The sequence below is a fragment of the Lactococcus formosensis genome (genome assembly GCF_037892375.1).
In the GTDB taxonomy this organism is placed as follows: Bacteria; Bacillota; Bacilli; order Lactobacillales; family Streptococcaceae; genus Lactococcus; species Lactococcus formosensis.
This window is the reverse complement of sequence record NZ_CP141721.1, coordinates 1,204,415-1,223,458: the sequence shown is the minus strand read 5'-3', so window position 1 is coordinate 1,223,458 and position 19,044 is coordinate 1,204,415. Positions and strand designations below refer to the sequence as shown.

The window sequence follows — 19,044 nt, the reverse complement described above, 5'->3', positions numbered from 1 at the left end:
CTTCTATTTATTTTTATAAGGCTTTGCTTTACTCGGCCGTTTAAAAATAGATCTTTATAATTATATCAAATTAGACGCAATGAGGACAGCACATAGTTGTTCTTCTCGTCATCCATTAGCTTTTCAAGACTGTCTGCTACATCAAAAGATAATTTTTCATTAAAACTACTATTTATATCTCCCTCTCCCTCGTCATCATCATCGTCTATCCGGTCATGAGCATCTGACAGTGTATTTAGACCTTAAAAATAGTTTTTCTTTTACAAATGCTTCAAATTAGAGTAAAATTAGAGTATAGTAAAAAAAAGAAAAGGAGTCCCACTATGCTCGATAATTACAAAAAAATCCTCGTTGGTCTTGACGGTTCTGTAGAATCAACAAAGGCCTTTGATAAAGCTGTTGCCACTGCCCTTCGTAACGATGCCGAATTAGTCATCGCTAACGTCATTGATTTACGTGCATTTCAGTCCATCTCTGCTTATGATTCTGTTGTAGCTGATGACACACATAAAGGTGCTGAAAACCTCATTAATGACTTTGCAAATGAAGCAAAAAACGCTGGTGTAAAAACAGTAACTACTCGTGTCGAATTCGGCTTACCAAAAGTTATGTTGGGACAAACACTTCCAAAAGAAGAAAATATTGACCTTATCGTTCTTGGTGCAACTGGTTTGAGCTACATTGAACGTATATTTATCGGTTCTGTTGCTGACTATATCATTAAAAATGCACCATGTGATACTCTTGTGGTCCGTAAATAATTGTTATCGTTCGTCCTCTCGTTGAGAGGTTTTTTATTAAGAAAAAGCACCGCAGCTTTTGCGGTGCTTTTATTTTTCAATCTTTGTCCGGAGTTTCTCAAGGATTAGTTTGTTTATCCCTTTAGGATTTTGAGCCTTCAACATAGCGTATGCATAGCTGAAACTGAAAGGTTTGGGCGCATAAGCAATATAACGCGCTTGCCAATCACTTGGATTCCATTTTTTCTTGGCTTGATAAAGCCCTTTGAAGCCATATACGCCATTCATATTTTCATAAATAAACTGGAAGAGCTGTGTTGTAACTTTGCTACTGTCCTCGTCGTCTTGAATATTTGCCAAAGGGCAGAGACCGAGATTACCCCAAGTCACTCCCTCCTCGCGCATTGTTTCAAAGGCTTGAAGAAGGCACACTTCCATAGAGCCATTAGGCACTTGCGCACGGCGGCGCGTAACATCAGCCATATAACCTCTTTCCTTGCCTTCAGCATAAGGAACGAAAATTACGAAAGCCAACATTTTCCCTGCTGCATCACGACTGTAAAAGTAACGGCGTCCGAGTGGATTTTCTAAAGCTAACCCTCCCAACATGAAGCCAAGTTCAGGGCCTTTAGAGCCAAACCATTCGTCTGAGATTTTTTGAAGTTCATTTTCAATTTTTATATCTCGCTTTTCAGTTGGTTTGTATTCTTCAACAGTAATGCCTAAACGATGCGCGTGATTGATATTGGCACGAACCTTTGCTGTTTTCTTCCCTTTAAGACTAAAGTCTTCTAGATGCAAACAAGCATCCTCACCAATCTTAATCATTGAAAAACCATAAGACTCATAGGCAGAGCGCATCGTTTCTGTAATATCCATAAACAAAATCTTCCACCCATTACGGCGAGAAAAGTGCACCAGTTCTCCCATAAAACGTGCAGCATCTTTAGGGGCACAAACGATATCTCCACAACCAACGAGCACATTGTTTACAACAGTGTACGCCAACATCCCCTCAACCGTAACACTGAAGAAATAAGATTTCTGACCATCAATAGTCATATAGGCCATTGGATTTTGACCATATTTTTCAACAAGGGCGATTGCTTTTTCTTTTTCACGACCACTTAATATCGGGTAATAAACCAATGGCTTTAAGATATAATATAGCGCCAACATCACACAAATCCAAGTGATGATAATAAGCCCCACCATATAAAAGCCATGCACATGAGAATTGAAGTGTGCTTGTCGAATATCCATCGTAAAAAGAAAATGTAAGGATTGTTTAAAGATAGAATAAACATCTGGATTTCCTAAATAATCGCGTTTCAAAAAACTTAAACTCAATAAGGTATTAAAGAATGCCAAAATAAGTGGAATAAAACCGAGAAACACTGCTTTTTTTGCGTAATTACGGTCTGTTGTTCGGCTAAAATCACGATATGTCAATCCAAGAATAACCAGAATGATGAGCGAAAGGAGTGAACCAATACTAAAAAATCTCTGAGTAGAAATAAAGTTCAACCGTAAAATAACAAATTGAACAACAATCGTAATAATCCAAGCTGACCTTACCCGTCGGTAGAGATTGAGAGAGACCAAAAGCCCCAAAAGTCCTAAAGCAAAGCCTAAAATATAATGCGGCATGAAACTATAGGAAGGAAAATACTCTCTCAAAACAGGTGAGCGATGCAAATAAAAAGCTAAAATTGCTCCAATATCAATCACTACGGACAGGAAGATTGCTAAATTTTGTGCAAAAATACGTAATCTATACATGAATAAATGTTCCTTTTTGATAACTTGTGATTATTAAATAATCACAACATGTCCTTTTTGCGTAAAGCCCAAACGACAATGCCACAAAATATAAGCGTTAAACCCAATATGGCCCACATGACCCAACTAATTTCCTGCCCAGGTATGGGGACATTCATCCCGTAAAAGCCGACAACAACGCCTGGAATCCCCAGAACAAAGGTTGCTGAAGTCATGATCTTCATGACAATATTCAGGTTATTGGACACAATATTTGAGAACAAATCACGTAGATTTTGTAAAAGTTTAAGCTGAATACGTGTTTCCGTGTAGGCCTGATCTGTTTCAATATAAATATCATAAATCTTATCAGCAAAGCCATCTTCATCTTCTTCACGCAGATAATCAATAAATTTCTTCAACACTTCGAGATTATTGTTCAAAGCATCTTCAAAATAAATCAGGCTGGCTTGAATACCAATCATATCAACGATTTGATCATTTTTTGTTGAGTTCTTGATTCCCACTTCAAGACGACGACGACGGAGACGGAACTCTCTTAAATAATCATGGAAGTCATGTGTCATTTGGTACATCACCTGATAAATGATTTCATGCTTATAGCGCGTAGAGCTATATTCTCTACCAAATATATGTTCTCCCTTAATGTCGTGATTCAGAGCCAAAATAACAGCTTCATTTTTTGTCCAAATCAAAGAATAAGGAAATGTGCCCACCTCGCCATAACTTGATGAGGCTGGATATTGTAAAAGTATCAGATTATTATCGATATCATCCGTTTCAAAACGGGCATTTTCATAATCATCGAGAATGCCGCTAAGGTAGTCAAAGGGCAGTTGAAAGTACTCCGAGACACTACCAATTTCTTCGCGTGTCGGATTGAGTACATATGTGAAATTCCTCATCTCTGCCGTAGAGACTAGCCGATGTTCAGCTGACAATTCGTAGTTTTTAATCATAATTATATTTTAACAGAAAATCTCTTAAATAAACGTCTCAAACGCTGTTTTACCCTCTGATTTTCACCTTACTTTTTTGAAAGCATTTTCCAAACCAATCAAGCCATGAAAAATATGATTTATGCTACAATTAGCTTAAAGTTAAGAATGTTCTGACATAAAATATATTTTAAGGAGGATTTCATATGTCGACAATGGTTTTCGTCAACTTCCCCGTTACTGATATCCAAGTCTCTACAGCCTTTTATGAAAAAATTGGCTTCAAGAAAAATCCCGATTTTTCTGATGATTTGGTAAGTTGTATGGTTTGGGATGAAAATTTCTATATCATGCTGCTTTCGCATGAGCGCTACCAAACATTTATTGGTGATAAAACAATTGCTGATACGCATAAAGTTAGTGGTGCCCTTGCTGCATTTACTCTTCCTAGTGCAGATGCCGTTAAAGAATTTGGCAAGCTCGCCAATGAAAATGGCGGACAATCTCTTCATTTGGAAAATGGCATTCCTGAGGACGTCATGTATGGCCTGGAAGTCCAAGATCCAGATGGGAACTGCTTAGAGCCCGTCTGGATGGCTATGTAAATCAATTCTCTTTCTACAAAAAGACAGGATTTTATTCCTGTCTTTTTTAATTCAAACGACTTAAGTAATCATCTGTAGCTTTAAAGAATACAACTTTATTATCCATTCGAACAGCGCCTAGCTCGTTTGCTTGCACATCATTTGCCCAAAAGTAAAGATAGCTTTCTTTCCCAGAGATGTCAGCTGGATTCGGCAACTCTGTTGAAGGTTCACTAATGAGCGATTTTTCATTCAAATCATTATTCGTTTTGCTGACGAGGTTGTAACCATTGGTTTGAATATAAGCTTCTGCTTCCGCTGTCTTAGCTACAATTAAGTTCTTATAGGTACTTTGAGGCGGGACAAGATGATAGAGAGAAGAGATAGACTGTTCACTACTGCTTGTTGAAGTTGAAGATGGAGTTGTTTTAACTTCAGAGGAGCTATTTGTAGTGCTCCTCTCTGTTTTGGACGTCGAAGAACTAGAACTTTCCTTTGCCATCGGTGTAGCAGGTGATTGAGTAATATTAGATATCCCTAAGGCAACTATTGCTCCAAGTAAGAACGAAAACATCCCTACAATAATATACTTTTTCATCTGTTTTTTCTCCTTTATTCTATTATACACAGTTTTTTAATTCCACTCGTCTCATTTGCTCTGAAACACAAGATAATCTCTTCTTAGCTAAAATTTTGAAAGCGTTGCGTCTGTTTCTATCCTATTTTTTGGTATAATTACTCTAGTTAAGAAAGCTCTCGAAATACATTATGTCTTTGAGATGTGTCTTTCACTGCTTATATACTATCACAAGGAGACAAAATGTGAATTACAGCCATATTAAAATAGGGCAAAGAACAATCAAAACAGCAATTTGTGCAACACTAGCTATTATTATTGCACAATTTTTCCACTTAGAATCTGCGACCAGTGCAGGAATCATTGCCATTCTCTCCATTACGAACACGCAGAAAAGCACCTTACGTTTAGGCTTTATGCGTGTTTTAGGACTTATCATCGCTACTTTACTCGCCTTCATCGTTTTAAACTTATTTAATTTTACACCTTTATCTTTTGGTATTTTCTTACTTTTGTTTATTCCTATCTCTGTCGCCACCAATACTAGCGAAGGTATCGTCGTAAACTCCGTACTTTTTTCCCACTACCTCTTAGCCCAAGAAATAACTTTTCCTCTCGTAGGCAATGAGTTTTCATTAATGTTTATTGGGGTTGGTTTAGCACTTTTGGCAAACATATATATGCCAAGCAACGAAAGATTATTAGAAAACAATCTCAATATTTTAGAAAAAGAATTCAAAAATATTTCAGCACACCTCGTCATTTGTTTAAATCAAAAACAAGATTTAAAAGATCTCGTTGCACAGTGTGACAACCTGCTTGACCTCATCGAAGCAAGCAGCAAAATCGCCACTGAAAAATCAGAGAATAATCTTTTAAGAAATAATACATTTTATCAACGCTATTTCGATATGCGCCATATCCAAATTACTCTTCTCAAAGATATTATTATGAAACTAGAAGAAATAGATGTGGACAGCACACATATCGCTGAAATTTCCAATATTTTTGAAACTCTGTCACTCACCTACGCTGCACATAATGACGGCAGTGAGCTCTTAAAGAAAATAGAGAGCGCCTATTCTCATTATCGTCAGATGGACTTGCCTCAAACGCGTGAAGAGTTTGAAAATCGTGCTGGTCTTTTCCAAGTGCTTCAGTTGCTTGAATTATTGATTCAAGAAAAAAATACTTTTGCACTGAATCAGACCAACAATGCTTCCTAAGAGGCGAACACAAAAAATCTTGCCCCTCTTATGAGCCAGCAAGATTTTTTTATATCTCAGTTATAACGAGCTGGGCACCGACATGATCCTCCAAGATAATGCTCTTACTTCTAACTTCATAGGTCCTTCCCGTTGCCACTACTCTTTCCAAAACTGCTTCATAATATTCTCTCCCAACTTCAATCTCCCAGGCTAAAATACCATTTTCCTGCAAGTTACGTTTTTTCAACCTTGTCCCTTCCCAGAGATTTGTCGCAAAGTGATGGTGGTAATGATTTTGCGAGTAAAAATGAGCCGTATTACCTACTCGTGCAACTAAATCCGTCTGAAGCATATCAATAAAAAGTTTATCAGCTAGTGCGAGAGAATTTCCCGTGAAATGAAGATGACCAATACTCATTTTTGCCGGATAACTAAAATCTCCAACTTTTTTTGTTGCTAAAACAGCCTCAACATCTACAGAAAAGGTCCCCATTTCTACCTGCCCCTCATCATCCCAGTTCCAATTTTTCGAATCGCGGTCATGATAGAGCTCTATTCCATTTCCTTCAGGATCACTAAGATAGAAAGACTCACTTACGAGATGATCCCCCGCTCCGAGTGGATATTTTGCCTTAATGAGTCGTTCAATAAGTCCAGCTTTTGAGGCACGGTCGGGGAAAAGAATAGCATAATGAAAAAGCCCAGTCGATTTCTCTGTACGTGTCATTCCACCAAACTCAAGATGCAAAAAAGGAACTTCTCCTTTCCTAAACGCGTAAGAAATTATATCTTCTGTTTCCTCAGTAGGATAAAGTCCTAATAATTCTTCATAAAAATAGCGCATAACTTGTCGATTAGATGCTTTCAAAGTAATATTTTTAATCTTAAAGGGTTGGGTGTACATACTTATTCTCATTTCTTTTGAATTCTACTTCGTTCTTTATATGTTGTTAGTATATCACTTAAAATTCAGAAAGCAAAAGACTTTGTTTACAAATGTAAACAAAGTCTTTTGTCGCTTTAAAAGTTATTGTGATTCTTCTTTTACCCCAGCGGAGCCTTTTGTCCCAAAATGTGTAGCAATTGCTCCGCCACCATGTTTTTGATAATTTACAGCAGAAAATCCAGCCTTACTAAAGAGCAGAGCCAAAGCTTTCGCATCAGGAAAATTCTCTGCAGATTTTTGAAGCCATTGATATTCTTTCAAAGACTTGGCAAATATTTTCCCCAGAAAAGGCATCACTTTTTTAAAGTAAAGTTCAAATGCTTGCTTGTAAATAGGCAAAGTCGGATGAGAAGTTTCAATACACACTACTTTTCCTCCGGGTTTTAAGACACGGAAAATTTCTCGTAGCACTGTGAGATAATCCGGAGTATTTCTCAGACCGTACCCAATCGTAACTGCATCAAACATTTCCTTCTCAAAGGGAATGGCCATAGCATTTCCTTGAATAAATTCAATGTTGCTGTTATCTTTCTTATCAAGTTTAGCTTGGGCAACTTTCAACATATTTTCAGAAAAGTCTAAGCCCACAACCTTACCACTCTTGCCCACAGCTTTTGAAAGATCAAAAGTCCAATCTCCTGTTCCACAACACAAATCCAAAACGGTCATTCCGGATAAATTTCCCATTTTTTTCATGGTTTTATCTCGCCATATATCATGTTGTTTGAAACTTATGATTGCGTTCATTTTGTCATAATCAGTGGATATATTATTAAATATTTCGTGTACACGTTCTTCGTTTACCTTATTCATGTACTCATTATAGCATAAGCTAGCCTTCACACTATTGCTTCTTGCCTCTCAATTTGCAATCAAAAAAACACCCCTTCCGTGTTTAAAAATTAAACATAGAAAAAATGTTTCTTAAAGCATTAGTTGCTCTCTAAACCTTATTGTTTAAGGTTGTGGAATGCGTTAAGACCTTATAAAGATCTGATTTTTAGATTTTTATAAAAAAAGAGAGCGTATTTGTTTAGAATAAAAGGATTCGTCGATATCTATCTCTCATATTAGAAAATTGTTGACTTCTATTTTAATAAATACTAGATATTTATTATTCTCTCTCAAAGAAAAATAAACAATTATCATATAAAAATAAATTACTAAATCCTAATTAGACTCTTTATTTAGGATATAAACTTACTTGTTTCACAAAGCTTTGTATTTTTGTGTTGCACATAAATCATTAACATTATTGTTACTGATATCTATCTAAAAATAATTAACACTAAATATATATTTTATATTTTTAATATAACTCATCAACCCTAGTCTTTCAATAAAATTTATGAGGAAGACTGTAATAATAACTTTGTTGTTTCCATTCTTTAGGAAAAACTCTGTAACAAACCTTTATCTTCTACCCCTTCAATAACAATTTCTTTCTCAAACTGCTTAACAATAGCTTCGATAGATAATAAGTAGTCAAAGAGTTTTTCCGATTCAACGAAGTCCTTAATTTCTAATACTGATAATTTAATTCTAGTTATAAAAGGTACTAAAATAATTAAACTCCCTAAAGAATTAATCCCTAATAAAAAATCATCTAAAACAATATCATATCCCATTTCTTTTATCTTTTTTATTATTTCTCTGGGTACAAGCTCAGAATAATTATTATTTCTATATAACGGAATACGTTCAGTAAGTTCTATTTTTAACTTTTCTTTATACTTAAACGCTTTGAGAAATTCAATTGTTTCTGGATAAAACAACTCTTGATAATCAATATTTAACGAGTATATAGCATTATCTTTTTCACATAGTTCATGTAGAATTTTACTAATTTTTCGAATGTATAACGTGTGAAGTTCTTGATTTACCATCACTTCTTCAAAAAGTTGCTCTGGAAATATATACTTCCCTTCAATCTTTCCTCTAAGTAGTAATTCATACTCTTCTTGTCCACATTTACTCCAAGTAAATATTTTTTGTCTAAAAAAACATATGTTGCAGAGCATTTCTACTATGTTGTCTTGTGTCATTATATACCGTTCTTTTTATTCAACAAAGATAATGTAATAAAATTATTTTAGATAAGTACCTTTATTGGTAAATAACACATCTTGGATATATTCAGATAACAGTTTCCAAGCATGTTTATCAAATAAATCTCCAAATAAAACTACTGGTGTTGTTAATATGAAATCAGTATGAATCATATCGGAAATAATTATATCAGCCTCATATATATTAGTAGTAAACATCACAAAATTTTGATTATAGATATCTGTTATATATTTTTTTACTACATCAACATACATTGTTTCTATATAGAATTCTATATAGATTTTTACAGAATTTAAATTTTCTTGATGGAATTGATCGAACAGAAGATTTAGAACATATCTATTTGCAAATTCTCTTTCTTCTTCTTGAATCCCCTCTAAAAGTTCTGTATCAATCAACTTTACAATAGATTGAGGATATTTTCTATCTGGAAGATAGATTTGGGATATAGTTGTAAACCTCCCAAGCTTAAAGAATCTTACAGCTTCTAATTTAACAACCATCTCAAATAAAATAAGATAATATTGTTCTTCACTATATTGTTCTAATCGATCTGCACAATCAATAATTTTAACTACTTTATAAATAAGTGGCTTCTCTATATAGTTCTCTTTTATATTTTTAGCAATAGATATTTTTTCATTAAGAGATATCACTTCAGGAGCTATATGTAATATAAGCAAAAAGCAAAAACCTTCTATCTCTAAATTAGGAAATAAACTTTGAACTTTCCATATAGAATTTGAATACTTACTACCAATCTTCCCTATATAAAAAAGTTCTTCTACTAATGCTTGCCTTAATGGATATTTATTAATCGTATCTATAATAAAATACATAAAGCTGTTTATCTTAAACTTATTACTTTTTGAAAGAACATCATTATTTTTTAAGCTAATATACTTGTAATCTTTCGAATCTAAATTTCCTTCGATTCCAGATAATATATAAGTATAATATCGAAACAGAATAATATCAATAGTATGACCTTCAACATAGACACTGTTTTCTTGCACTATAAATTCAACATCCAATTTAAGCAAACGAAATATCATATTACATTGATTTATAAGTTTATAACAATAAGAAATGCTATAGTTTAAATCTATAGAAAGGTCATAAACTTTATATTCTTTTTTTGATAATATTTTATAAAATAAAGTAAGTAATGTTGATCCTTTTAAATAATCTTTTTTTAATTTTTCATATATTAATATGTTTTCTCTAAATGTTCTTGAATGTACTAAATACATTATTTGTGAGCTATACTTAATTGTCATCTGAGAATCGTATTGCTCTATATCACTTACTAGCATGGTGATCGCTTTTTTTACATTCCTATCTGATAGATCGAATTCTTCTCTCACTTTAGAAAATGATATAAATTTATTCTTAATTAGTAATTCGAATATCACTAATTTTCGAACATCATTTTTATTAACAAACAATAATAATATATCCTTTGGTAGCATCTCTATTCTCCTAATAAATTTATTATATCATAGTGCTAATTTGAAAAAATATCATTTTTTACTCTTTGATATCTTATTTTTTCTAATAAATAAAACAAAAAGTATGACTAACAATATACAGAGAATCATAATAATTACTACTATATATAAGAGATTAAAGGGCTTTTTATCTAGTCCAATAGCTTTTTTATTGATTACTTTTGCTTGTTCTTTTTCAACTATAAAATATTTTACTGTTTTAAAAGAAATACCTTCTCCTTTAACCTTCATATCAACCATGTATTTTCCTGGTTTTAATTCTTTGTTTTGAGTGCTCGTATGTATATTATAATACGAATAGGGAGCCATTGACTTCCCTTTTTCTTCTGTGTGGTAAAAAATTTTATTATTTTTATAAATATTTATATCAAAATCTAAATTTTTAGCAATTGCAGGAGTATTATTTAATATTGTATTTACAATGCTGGGTTTATTAAGATAAATTTCGGGACTTACGCTTGTAAAACTTAGTTGAGGAACTACATTTTGCCTCTCTTCACTTAACTTTACACCTAATGTGTAAGAAAACTTATTGCTTATAGAAACGGATTGACCCTTATTTTCCCCTGTGTGTTCTTCTTTTTCTTTTATAGAGAAAGCTCCTAAAACATATCCTTTATATTTTATATCAGGAATTTTTAGATTAAACGAAGCTATTGTTTTTTCGAAAGGCTTTAATTTTACAGTCTGCTTTCCTGATACTAAGTCTGAAAATTTAAGTGGAGCATCATTAGACAACTTAATATTGTCTTTATCATAACTTATCACACCGTTATCATTTGTATATGCATTTCTAGGAGTTACTTCAATATCAATAAATTGATCTGTACTATTTTCTAACTCAATCTGAATATCTTGCTCCTGCTTCGGAATAACCAGTAAATCAAAATACGTTGCCTCACTCATTTGGTTTTCAGGCAAAAGCGCGTTTACAGTAAAGTTCATTCCGTCTGCTTTTACTTCTTGACTATTAAAAACAAAAGATCCAATTATTATTAATATAATCAACATAGATATTCTATTCAATTTGCTATTCGATTGGCTATTTAACATTATTAACATCTTTCTATAAATAAAAATAAATCAATAATAAAACTGATTTACTTTTATTTTTACTTCTTATATAGGTATAGGAAATTTTTATACTTCTGGAGTATCTTGAAGTTCCCAATTAATATTTGATTGGTATAAATTTTTGTGTGCATGTTCCACAACTATATTCATTGTAGTGTTAGTAACATTTACCTCCGTATCGAGAGCTCCTTCACCACCACTATTAAGCATCTCTACACTTTGTCCATCTGGTTTTAATGTCTTCACTTCTCCGTTAAGTTTAAAAGACACGTTGCTTGAGTTGATACTATCTTTATTCCCAAATTCTTTAAACTTATCTAATGAAGCAACTAATTTCCATTTACTGTCTACTCCTCTCAAGTCAGTAATTTGTCCTGAAAAACTATCTCTTCCTTTTGACTCTGGGTCACTTGAATTCCCTGCAATGGCTTGTAGTTCTTTCTCACTTTTTGCACCAGTTTTTGCATCATTTAGATTAAACTCAAATGTAAAAACAGACCCAAAGGCGTCAAGCGTGATGTCACCTCCCTTTATATCTGTACCAATAACTGTTTGTTTAGTTGTTAATACATTTGGCGTTTCCTCATTTTCTTCAGCAGAAACTTGGTAATATGTTCCTCCAAATGCCAAAGCTAAAGCTGCTAAACTACTAATTTTCATAAATTTATTTGATTTCATAATCAAACCATCCTTCTTTTTGTTTTATATAAAATTATGTCTGTCCGACACAATATTTATCGTTTTTATGGTGTATCCTTCAATTCCCAGTTTATTACACCTTCATACTTACCATTAGCACTACCTGGACTAATGATTGTGTATATTTTTTTACTAAAGTCTAAATGTTGATCTCCCTTCCCCATAATCTCAACACTATTTTTTAATGAATTATTCTCATAATAAATAGGAAGCTCATCCTGACTATTACTTACAGAAGTGAGATGGGCACTCACAGATAACTTCCAATTCTGATTATCTGATCTTGTATCTTTAATATCTACCTTTAATTCATTAGTGTATACTTTTTGTTCTTCTTTCCTCCTTTTTATTTCTCCTAAATTAATAGAATCTTTAACAGAATCTATCCATACTTTCCCCTTAGGAACTAATTTAGGTAAATGAATCTTCTCAGTGTAATTTATCGTTTCTTCATTATTTGTTGCACCAACTCTTCCATTTAATTTTAAATTGATTATATCTTTGGGTGAAAGAGACTCTATATCAGAAACTTTTCCTGTTATCTTAATATCAAACTCATCTTGAGGAGTAAATGGTTTATTAAATTTTATATATACTTCATTTCCTTCTTGTTTGGTAGCGGATGTTTGTATTTCAACAGAAGCGGCATCGTCTCCGACAATTTTTCCATTTTTACTTATCTGAACTTCATTATATTGAAGGCCTTCTAATTTATCTATTGTATATATGAGGCTTTCAACATTTCCTGATTCATCATCTTCCAAGTTATAATTAATAGCATTATTTTTTATTTTTGTAGTTAAATAAAACTCTTTATCTTGTTCTAAACTATTATCTTTATTTGAACTACTTATTTCAGTTACGGAACTGAGTTGGGGATGATTTTTTATTATTTGATTACCAGTTAAAGCATACGTATCTTCTGTAATTTTTTTATTTTCTCTATTTTTAACTATAGAGTAATTACTTATATCACTAACTCTTACTCCGTAAGCTTTTTTACCTAGAACTGCATTAAACTTTAACTTTGCAGTGTCAGTCCTACCAATTACAAAGTCTCCTGTATTTATTTTATTGTTTTGTAAGGAGAGTACCTTATCTTTACTTACCCTATCTGAAAATAGCACTTGGTTATTAACTACTTCTAAAGAGTTTGATATATCATATTCCCAATTGATATGATTAATAATGTCGTTATCTAGATTTAAAGTTTCCAAGGTAATTGTATATTGAAGCTCATCTCCTAAGTGAAGATTATCTAAGTCCCCTTTGATAGCTTGAACCTCTGTATCAATAATCCACTTATCTTCCTCATCTACTATTCTAAAAGGTAATTTTACTTCGTCACTATTTATATCTCTTTCATTTTGAGATACTAACGTAATATAATGTTTCCCTCGATCTAAGTCGCCTACTGGTAAACTAAGCAACCAATCTTTATCAGAGTTTATATTAATTTTTTGACTTTTTCCATCGTCTATTCTATAAAAAAGAGAAACACTTCCCTTTGTAATCCCAGATAAATCTAAATTTGCATTTTTTCTTAAGATATTCTTGTAACTATTAACTTTTATTTCTGGTTTAACAAGAGAATCCAGCATAATATCATATGATATTTCTCTATTTTTACCTGGCTGAATTTTTTCTGAGTCCCATTTCATTGCAACAGTTGCATTATAATTCCCAATTAATTGACTCGGGTTTCCATTCTCTTTTTCTTTTCCTACACCACCTTTAAAAAAGTCCGAAGGATCAGACGGCCTCAAGGGCCAATGAATACCAATACTCCAATCAATGTGACTATCCTCCCCAATATCCCAACTTTGGAATGAATTTGAACCACTTGGTGTTAAATTAACTTGATAGCTATCATCTCTAAAGAAGATTCCTTTATTTTCACCAATATAATAACCCTTCCCTATTGAATGATTATTGAGTTCTATATCTGTCAATATATAGAATGGTTCTTTAAAGGGCTTTAAATCTGAAATTGGTTGATCTACTCGAATAAAATTATAATTAATATTAATATTCTGTTTCTCATTGTTGGGAGTAAGTGTTACGGTAACTAAAAATTGGTATGTCCATACAGCATTCGTTTTTAGTGGCATTTCACCATATGCTCTAACTTCTCCATTTTTTTCCAATACTGTATTAATTTTTACTGTAGGTAGTTCCTTAATACTACTACCAATTAAATCTGCTTGATTGGTGTATATTCTGATTCCCTTATAATTTCCTGTATCATTAGTTGACCTATAGTTTATTATATTTCCATTACTATCTTTCAATTGCACTGTATTAGTAAATATATTAGAAGATTTACCAAATCCATATTCTAATGTACTACCAGACTTGAGCTTCCAATTATTTAATCCTGTTTTCTTTATTGACCAGCCATTTCTTTCATCACTCTCAATAAGACTTGATAAGTTCTGACTTTTTCGATCAGTGGATGTTATTTCTTTATTTTGAGAAACAGTGTGTTCTCTTTTTTTATTTTCTTGTACTTCTGAAACTCCATCTTCTTGCTTGTCTGTGGACTTAGAATTATCTGAGGTTTCACTATTTATTTCTTCTAACGCTGTATCACTATCAGTTTTCTTATCTTTAAGCTCTTCCGTATCTAATACATCCTTACATATTTGAACTTCGTCTTTTTTTAACTTAAAAGATTCCTTATTCTCTTTATCAATAACTTGTATTATATAGTCTTTTGTTATTCTTTCTTTAAACCATATTTTAAAAGTTCCATTATGTTCTTCGTTTAAAATAAAGATCTGCTCTGTATCACTCCAACTTACTTCATTATTACTTTCAACTATTTTTTCAATATCAATTATATTTATTAATTCTTCTGGAAAAACTACCTTTATAGAGGTACCTTTATTATCATAAAAAAGAAATTTACAGAGTTCAGAATCATTATTTAATATGCTATCCTTTCCTATATCTCCTTTATTTTGATCTGAGGAAACTGTATTAGCAGATGCAAATATTAATAATCCCAAAAGTAAGATACAAACAAATTTTTGAGAAATTTTCATGCTAAAACTCCTTTCTTTTTTGTACTTTATTCATTATAAAAAAAATATAATAACCTAAATATTTTTTTTAGGTAGAAAACAAACGTATTTGTGATACCTAAGCATACTTCATAAATGTTAAAATATTTTTGAATACCCATATAAAGAAAAATAAATATAAGTTACAGATTAACAGGTATAATATGATCACACTTTTTTATGATAAAACTGATTTAACTAATAAGAAAGCAGCTAGCTGGTTTACATCTAGAGGCATTGAAGTTCATTAAAAAAATATAAGATATATCTCCAAACAAGAATTACTTCATATCTTAAAATTATCTGATCAAGGGTTTATGGACATAGTTAAAAAAGGAACTATATCTGGTGAGAGTGATAACACAATATATAATATGACATTTGATGAATATATAAATTACATTATTGGAAACCCTGAGTTGCTCAAGTCCCCTATTATTATAGATGATTCTAAATTACTTATAGGATTTAATTCTGATAACATTCGACAGTTTCTCCCCTCTTTTTATAGAAAATTAGGGTAAAATAACTCTCTAAAAAATTATTAAATGTTTTAAAATTATCTATACCAATAGTAGAATATTAAGATTCGATGTATTGCGGAATTATAGATAATAGTAAAAAAGTTATTGGTTGATCAACTTCAAACTAATTATTGTAGTTCGTGATTAAAATAATTATTAACATATAAAAAAGAGCTAAAATAATTTAGCTCTTTTTTGATGAATAATCTCTCCATTTCTGCACTTGTAAATAGATTAATAGGAAGCGTTAAACTCAATGGAGAAGATTTTTATACATCTCCTCAATGTTTCCAACACTAAAAATAAAATCGAACTAGATCCTCTTGACACAAATAAAGATATTATAGTACACACAATACATAATCAATAGCATTAGCTTTTACTTCACCAAAATCACATTTATGTTGTAATGCTTTCAGTTGCTTCATCAGTTCTATTGCACAAAAAATGCCACTCTTATGTTTGTGTTTAAACATAAGAGTGGCATTTATCAAGGTAATATTTTACTAAATAGAACCATCTAAACCTTATTTTTTAAGGTTGTAGAATGCGTTAAGACCTTTGTAAACGGCAACTTCACCCAATTGGTCTTCGATACGAAGCAATTGGTTGTATTTAGCCATACGGTCTGTACGTGAAAGTGAACCAGTTTTGATTTGGCCAGCATTTGTAGCAACGGCGATATCTGAGATTGTTGAATCTTCAGTTTCACCTGAACGGTGAGAAACGATAGCTGTGTAACCAGCTTCTTTAGCCATTTCAATTGCTTCAAATGTTTCAGTCAAAGTACCGATTTGGTTAACTTTAATCAAGATAGCGTTCGCAGCTTCTTCTTTGATACCACGTGCCAAGTAAGAAGTGTTTGTAACGAAGAAGTCGTCACCAACGAGTTGAACTTTGTTACCCAAACGTTCTGTGAGGGCTTTCCAACCATCCCAGTCGTTTTCGTCCATACCATCTTCGATAGTGATGATTGGGTATTTGTTAACCAATTCTTCAAGGTAATCGATTTGTTCTGCAGCAGTACGTTTAGCACCACCTTCACCTTCGAATTTAGCGTAGTTGTAAACGCCGTCTTCGTAGAATTCTGAAGAAGCACAGTCGAAACCGATCATAACGCCGTTTTCACCAGCTTCGTAGCCAGCAGCTTCGATAGCTTTAAGGATAGTTTCTACACCATCTTCAGTACCTTCGAAACGTGGAGCAAATCCACCTTCGTCACCAACTGAAGTTTCAAGACCACGAGCTTTAAGGATTTTCTTCAATGCGTGGAAGATTTCAGCACCCCAACGAAGCGCTTCTTTGAAAGTAGGTGCACCAACTGGTACGATCATGAATTCTTGGAAAGCGATTGGAGCGTCTGAGTGAGAACCACCATTGATGATGTTCATCATTGGTGTTGGCAATACTTTAGCGTTGAATCCGCCAAGGTAGTTGTAAAGTGGAACACCAAGTTCATCAGCAGCTGCACGAGCAACAGCGATAGAAACACCAAGGATAGCGTTAGCGCCCAATTTACCTTTGTTTTCTGTACCGTCAAGAGCGATCATTGCACGGTCGATAGCTTGTTGTTCAGTAACTTCGTAGCCGATGATAGCTTCAGCGATTACGTTGTTTACGTTGTCAACAGCTTTTTGAGTACCAAGACCGAGGTAACGAGATTTGTCACCGTCACGGAGTTCAACAGCTTCGTGTTTACCAGTTGAAGCACCTGAAGGCACCATACCGCGTCCGAATGCACCGTCTTCAGTGTAAACTTCAACTTCGATTGTTGGGTTACCGCGTGAGTCAAGGACTTCGCGAGCATAAACATCAGTAATAATTGACATTTTTATCTCCTTATTGTTTTAAGTGCTTTTTGCACTTTTTAATACACTATGATTTTACTATTTTTCCGCCCTTATTTCAAGTGAAAAACAAGCTAAAAGGCTTTTTACACAAGGTATGCGGTTACATTTTGTTTTTTTAATTTCATGATATTTTTTCATAAAATATCGTGTCCACCTCCATTCTTGGCATGTCCTCAGGCAGCATTTTTTCATTGATTAATATAAAGTCATTTTTTTCATAAAAACGATGTGCCGCTTTGAATTCTTCAACAGTCCCAAGATAAATTTCTTTTATTTGCTCTGTGCGGCAGTACGCCAACAAATTATCCAAAAGAAGCTGTGCAACAGACTTCCCTCTATATTCAACATTGACAAACATTTTTTTCAGAACAGCTTGCTGTGCATTAAACTTGACAATACCAAGTGTCCCAACAACTCCCTTCTCTTCATCAACAGCAAGCCAAAATTGGCTGTAATGTGCATGAATATCTTGCAAGTCGGGTTGATCTGCCAAGTCAACACCGACTCCAAATTCATCCTTCTGAATAGAAAGTATCAAATCAATAACTGCTTGTTTATAGGTATCATTGTAAGCGATTAACTTCATAGCCATAGTATAACAGATTGTCTTCTATTTTATAAACAAAAAAACTTCCAAAAGGAAGTTTTTTAAATTATTTAGCCAATGCTTTTTTAGCTTCTTCAGCAAGAGCTGTGAAAGCAGCTGCATCTGCAATAGCGATGTCAGCAAGCATTTTACGGTTGATTTCGATTTCAGCCAATTTCAAACCGTGCATCATTTTGCTGTATGAAAGACCGTTCATACGAGCAGCTGCATTGATACGTGCAATCCACAATTTACGGAAGTCGCGTTTCTTTTGACGACGGTCACGGAATGCGTAGTAGTATGAGTTCATTACTTGTTCTTTAGCAGTCTTGAAAAGACGGTGTTTAGAACCGTAGTAACCTTTAGCGAGTTTTAAAATACGTTTACGGCGTTTGCGAGTTGCAACGCTATTTTTAACACGTGCCATGTGTGTTCTCCTTGTTTCTTAGAAAATTTTTATCCTGTCATCGACAGTTAATTTAAATGGTTGATTGATTTCGAGTGAAATCCTATAAGTCTTATATAGTGCTTATGAGTTAATCAGTCGTGGAAAGTTATTGGGGATAACAATTGCTCTCATGCATAACAGTCCACAGGACTGTTATTAACGCATGTTCTTCCTTGTACGGCTTCCGCCTACGCGTCAATTGCTCTCATACATAACAGTCCATAGGACTGTTATTAACGCATGTTCGCAACCATACGACGGATACGTTTGAAGTCACCTGCTGAAACCATACGGCCTTTACGGAGTTGACGACGTTGTTTTACAGTTTTACCGTGCATACGGTGTGAAGTGTAAGCGCGGAAGCGTTTAAGACCGCCATTACCAGTACGTTTGAAACGTTTAGCTGATGCGCGGTGAGTTTTTTGTTTTGGCATTTTAATTC

The 19,044-nt window shown here is 33.3% G+C and carries 18 protein-coding genes; 4 read left to right on the top strand and 14 right to left on the bottom strand.

Annotated features, from left to right (window positions below; genetic code table 11):
* Positions 1-323: 323 nt before the first annotated feature.
* Entirely contained in the window at positions 324-761 is a 438-nt protein-coding gene (locus tag VNN39_RS06040; RefSeq protein WP_338997041.1) for a universal stress protein, read from the top strand.
* 69 nt (positions 762-830) lie between these two features.
* Here VNN39_RS06040 and VNN39_RS06035 read toward each other — a convergent pair whose 3' ends face one another.
* Together VNN39_RS06035 and VNN39_RS06030 are read right to left on the bottom strand one after the other, a co-directional pair.
* Positions 831-2,522 carry a DUF2156 domain-containing protein gene (locus VNN39_RS06035; protein ID WP_338997039.1) on the bottom strand — a complete coding sequence of 564 codons (1,692 nt, stop codon included), beginning with the start codon at positions 2,520-2,522 and terminating at the stop codon, positions 831-833.
* Positions 2,523-2,563: 41 nt separating this feature from the next.
* Positions 2,564-3,481, bottom strand: a complete 918-nt coding sequence (locus VNN39_RS06030; RefSeq protein WP_003133025.1) for a magnesium transporter CorA family protein — start codon at positions 3,479-3,481, stop codon at positions 2,564-2,566.
* Positions 3,482-3,666: 185 nt separating this feature from the next.
* Between VNN39_RS06030 and VNN39_RS06025 the strand changes: the two genes are divergently transcribed.
* A complete protein-coding gene (locus tag VNN39_RS06025) occupies positions 3,667-4,065 on the top strand; it encodes a VOC family protein (protein WP_017368553.1) in 399 nt (132 codons plus the stop codon).
* A 46-nt stretch (positions 4,066-4,111) separates the two neighbouring features.
* Here the strand turns inward: VNN39_RS06025 and VNN39_RS06020 are convergent, their stop codons facing one another.
* Positions 4,112-4,642 (bottom strand): hypothetical protein, encoded by a 531-nt coding sequence (locus tag VNN39_RS06020; RefSeq protein ID WP_213433255.1) that lies wholly within the window; start codon positions 4,640-4,642, stop codon positions 4,112-4,114.
* Between the two features lie 224 nt (positions 4,643-4,866).
* Between VNN39_RS06020 and VNN39_RS06015 the strand changes: the two genes are divergently transcribed.
* Positions 4,867-5,847, top strand: a complete 981-nt coding sequence (locus VNN39_RS06015) for an aromatic acid exporter family protein (RefSeq protein WP_096369219.1) — start codon at positions 4,867-4,869, stop codon at positions 5,845-5,847.
* Between the two features lie 49 nt (positions 5,848-5,896).
* Here the strand turns inward: VNN39_RS06015 and VNN39_RS06010 are convergent, their stop codons facing one another.
* From VNN39_RS06010 to VNN39_RS05980, 7 genes are all read right to left on the bottom strand, one after another.
* Positions 5,897-6,733 (bottom strand): VOC family protein, encoded by an 837-nt coding sequence (locus VNN39_RS06010; protein WP_338997035.1) that lies wholly within the window; start codon positions 6,731-6,733, stop codon positions 5,897-5,899.
* A gap of 123 nt (positions 6,734-6,856) precedes the next feature.
* Positions 6,857-7,588, bottom strand: a complete 732-nt coding sequence (locus VNN39_RS06005) for a demethylmenaquinone methyltransferase (protein WP_270741183.1) — start codon at positions 7,586-7,588, stop codon at positions 6,857-6,859.
* A gap of 575 nt (positions 7,589-8,163) precedes the next feature.
* Positions 8,164-8,820: an EAL domain-containing protein gene (locus tag VNN39_RS06000; RefSeq protein WP_338997033.1), complete on the bottom strand. Its 657-nt coding sequence runs from the start codon at positions 8,818-8,820 to the stop codon at positions 8,164-8,166.
* 42 nt (positions 8,821-8,862) lie between these two features.
* A complete protein-coding gene (locus VNN39_RS05995) occupies positions 8,863-10,317 on the bottom strand; it encodes a hypothetical protein (protein WP_270231501.1) in 1,455 nt (484 codons plus the stop codon).
* Between the two features lie 51 nt (positions 10,318-10,368).
* Complete coding sequence (locus VNN39_RS05990; protein ID WP_338997027.1) at positions 10,369-11,409, bottom strand: DUF916 and DUF3324 domain-containing protein; 1,041 nt, start codon at positions 11,407-11,409, stop codon at positions 10,369-10,371.
* An 87-nt stretch (positions 11,410-11,496) separates the two neighbouring features.
* The gene (locus tag VNN39_RS05985) at positions 11,497-12,108 is read right to left on the bottom strand and encodes a WxL domain-containing protein (RefSeq protein WP_338997025.1); all 612 of its coding nucleotides are present in this window, start codon (positions 12,106-12,108) and stop codon (positions 11,497-11,499) included.
* 65 nt (positions 12,109-12,173) lie between these two features.
* Positions 12,174-15,176: a hypothetical protein gene (locus tag VNN39_RS05980; protein ID WP_338997024.1), complete on the bottom strand. Its 3,003-nt coding sequence runs from the start codon at positions 15,174-15,176 to the stop codon at positions 12,174-12,176.
* A 335-nt stretch (positions 15,177-15,511) separates the two neighbouring features.
* Between VNN39_RS05980 and VNN39_RS10110 the strand changes: the two genes are divergently transcribed.
* Complete coding sequence (locus VNN39_RS10110) at positions 15,512-15,718, top strand: ArsC/Spx/MgsR family protein (RefSeq protein WP_422393569.1); 207 nt, start codon at positions 15,512-15,514, stop codon at positions 15,716-15,718.
* Between the two features lie 527 nt (positions 15,719-16,245).
* Here the strand turns inward: VNN39_RS10110 and eno are convergent.
* From eno to rpmI, 4 genes are all read right to left on the bottom strand, one after another.
* Positions 16,246-17,547 (bottom strand): surface-displayed alpha-enolase, encoded by a 1,302-nt coding sequence (gene eno, locus VNN39_RS05975; RefSeq protein WP_339006960.1) that lies wholly within the window; start codon positions 17,545-17,547, stop codon positions 16,246-16,248.
* 142 nt (positions 17,548-17,689) lie between these two features.
* Entirely contained in the window at positions 17,690-18,154 is a 465-nt protein-coding gene (locus VNN39_RS05970) for a GNAT family N-acetyltransferase (protein WP_338997023.1), read from the bottom strand.
* A gap of 67 nt (positions 18,155-18,221) precedes the next feature.
* Entirely contained in the window at positions 18,222-18,581 is a 360-nt protein-coding gene (rplT, locus tag VNN39_RS05965; protein ID WP_003133061.1) for a 50S ribosomal protein L20, read from the bottom strand.
* Between the two features lie 254 nt (positions 18,582-18,835).
* Positions 18,836-19,036: a 50S ribosomal protein L35 gene (gene rpmI / locus VNN39_RS05960; RefSeq protein WP_003133063.1), complete on the bottom strand. Its 201-nt coding sequence runs from the start codon at positions 19,034-19,036 to the stop codon at positions 18,836-18,838.
* Positions 19,037-19,044 lie beyond the last annotated feature (8 nt).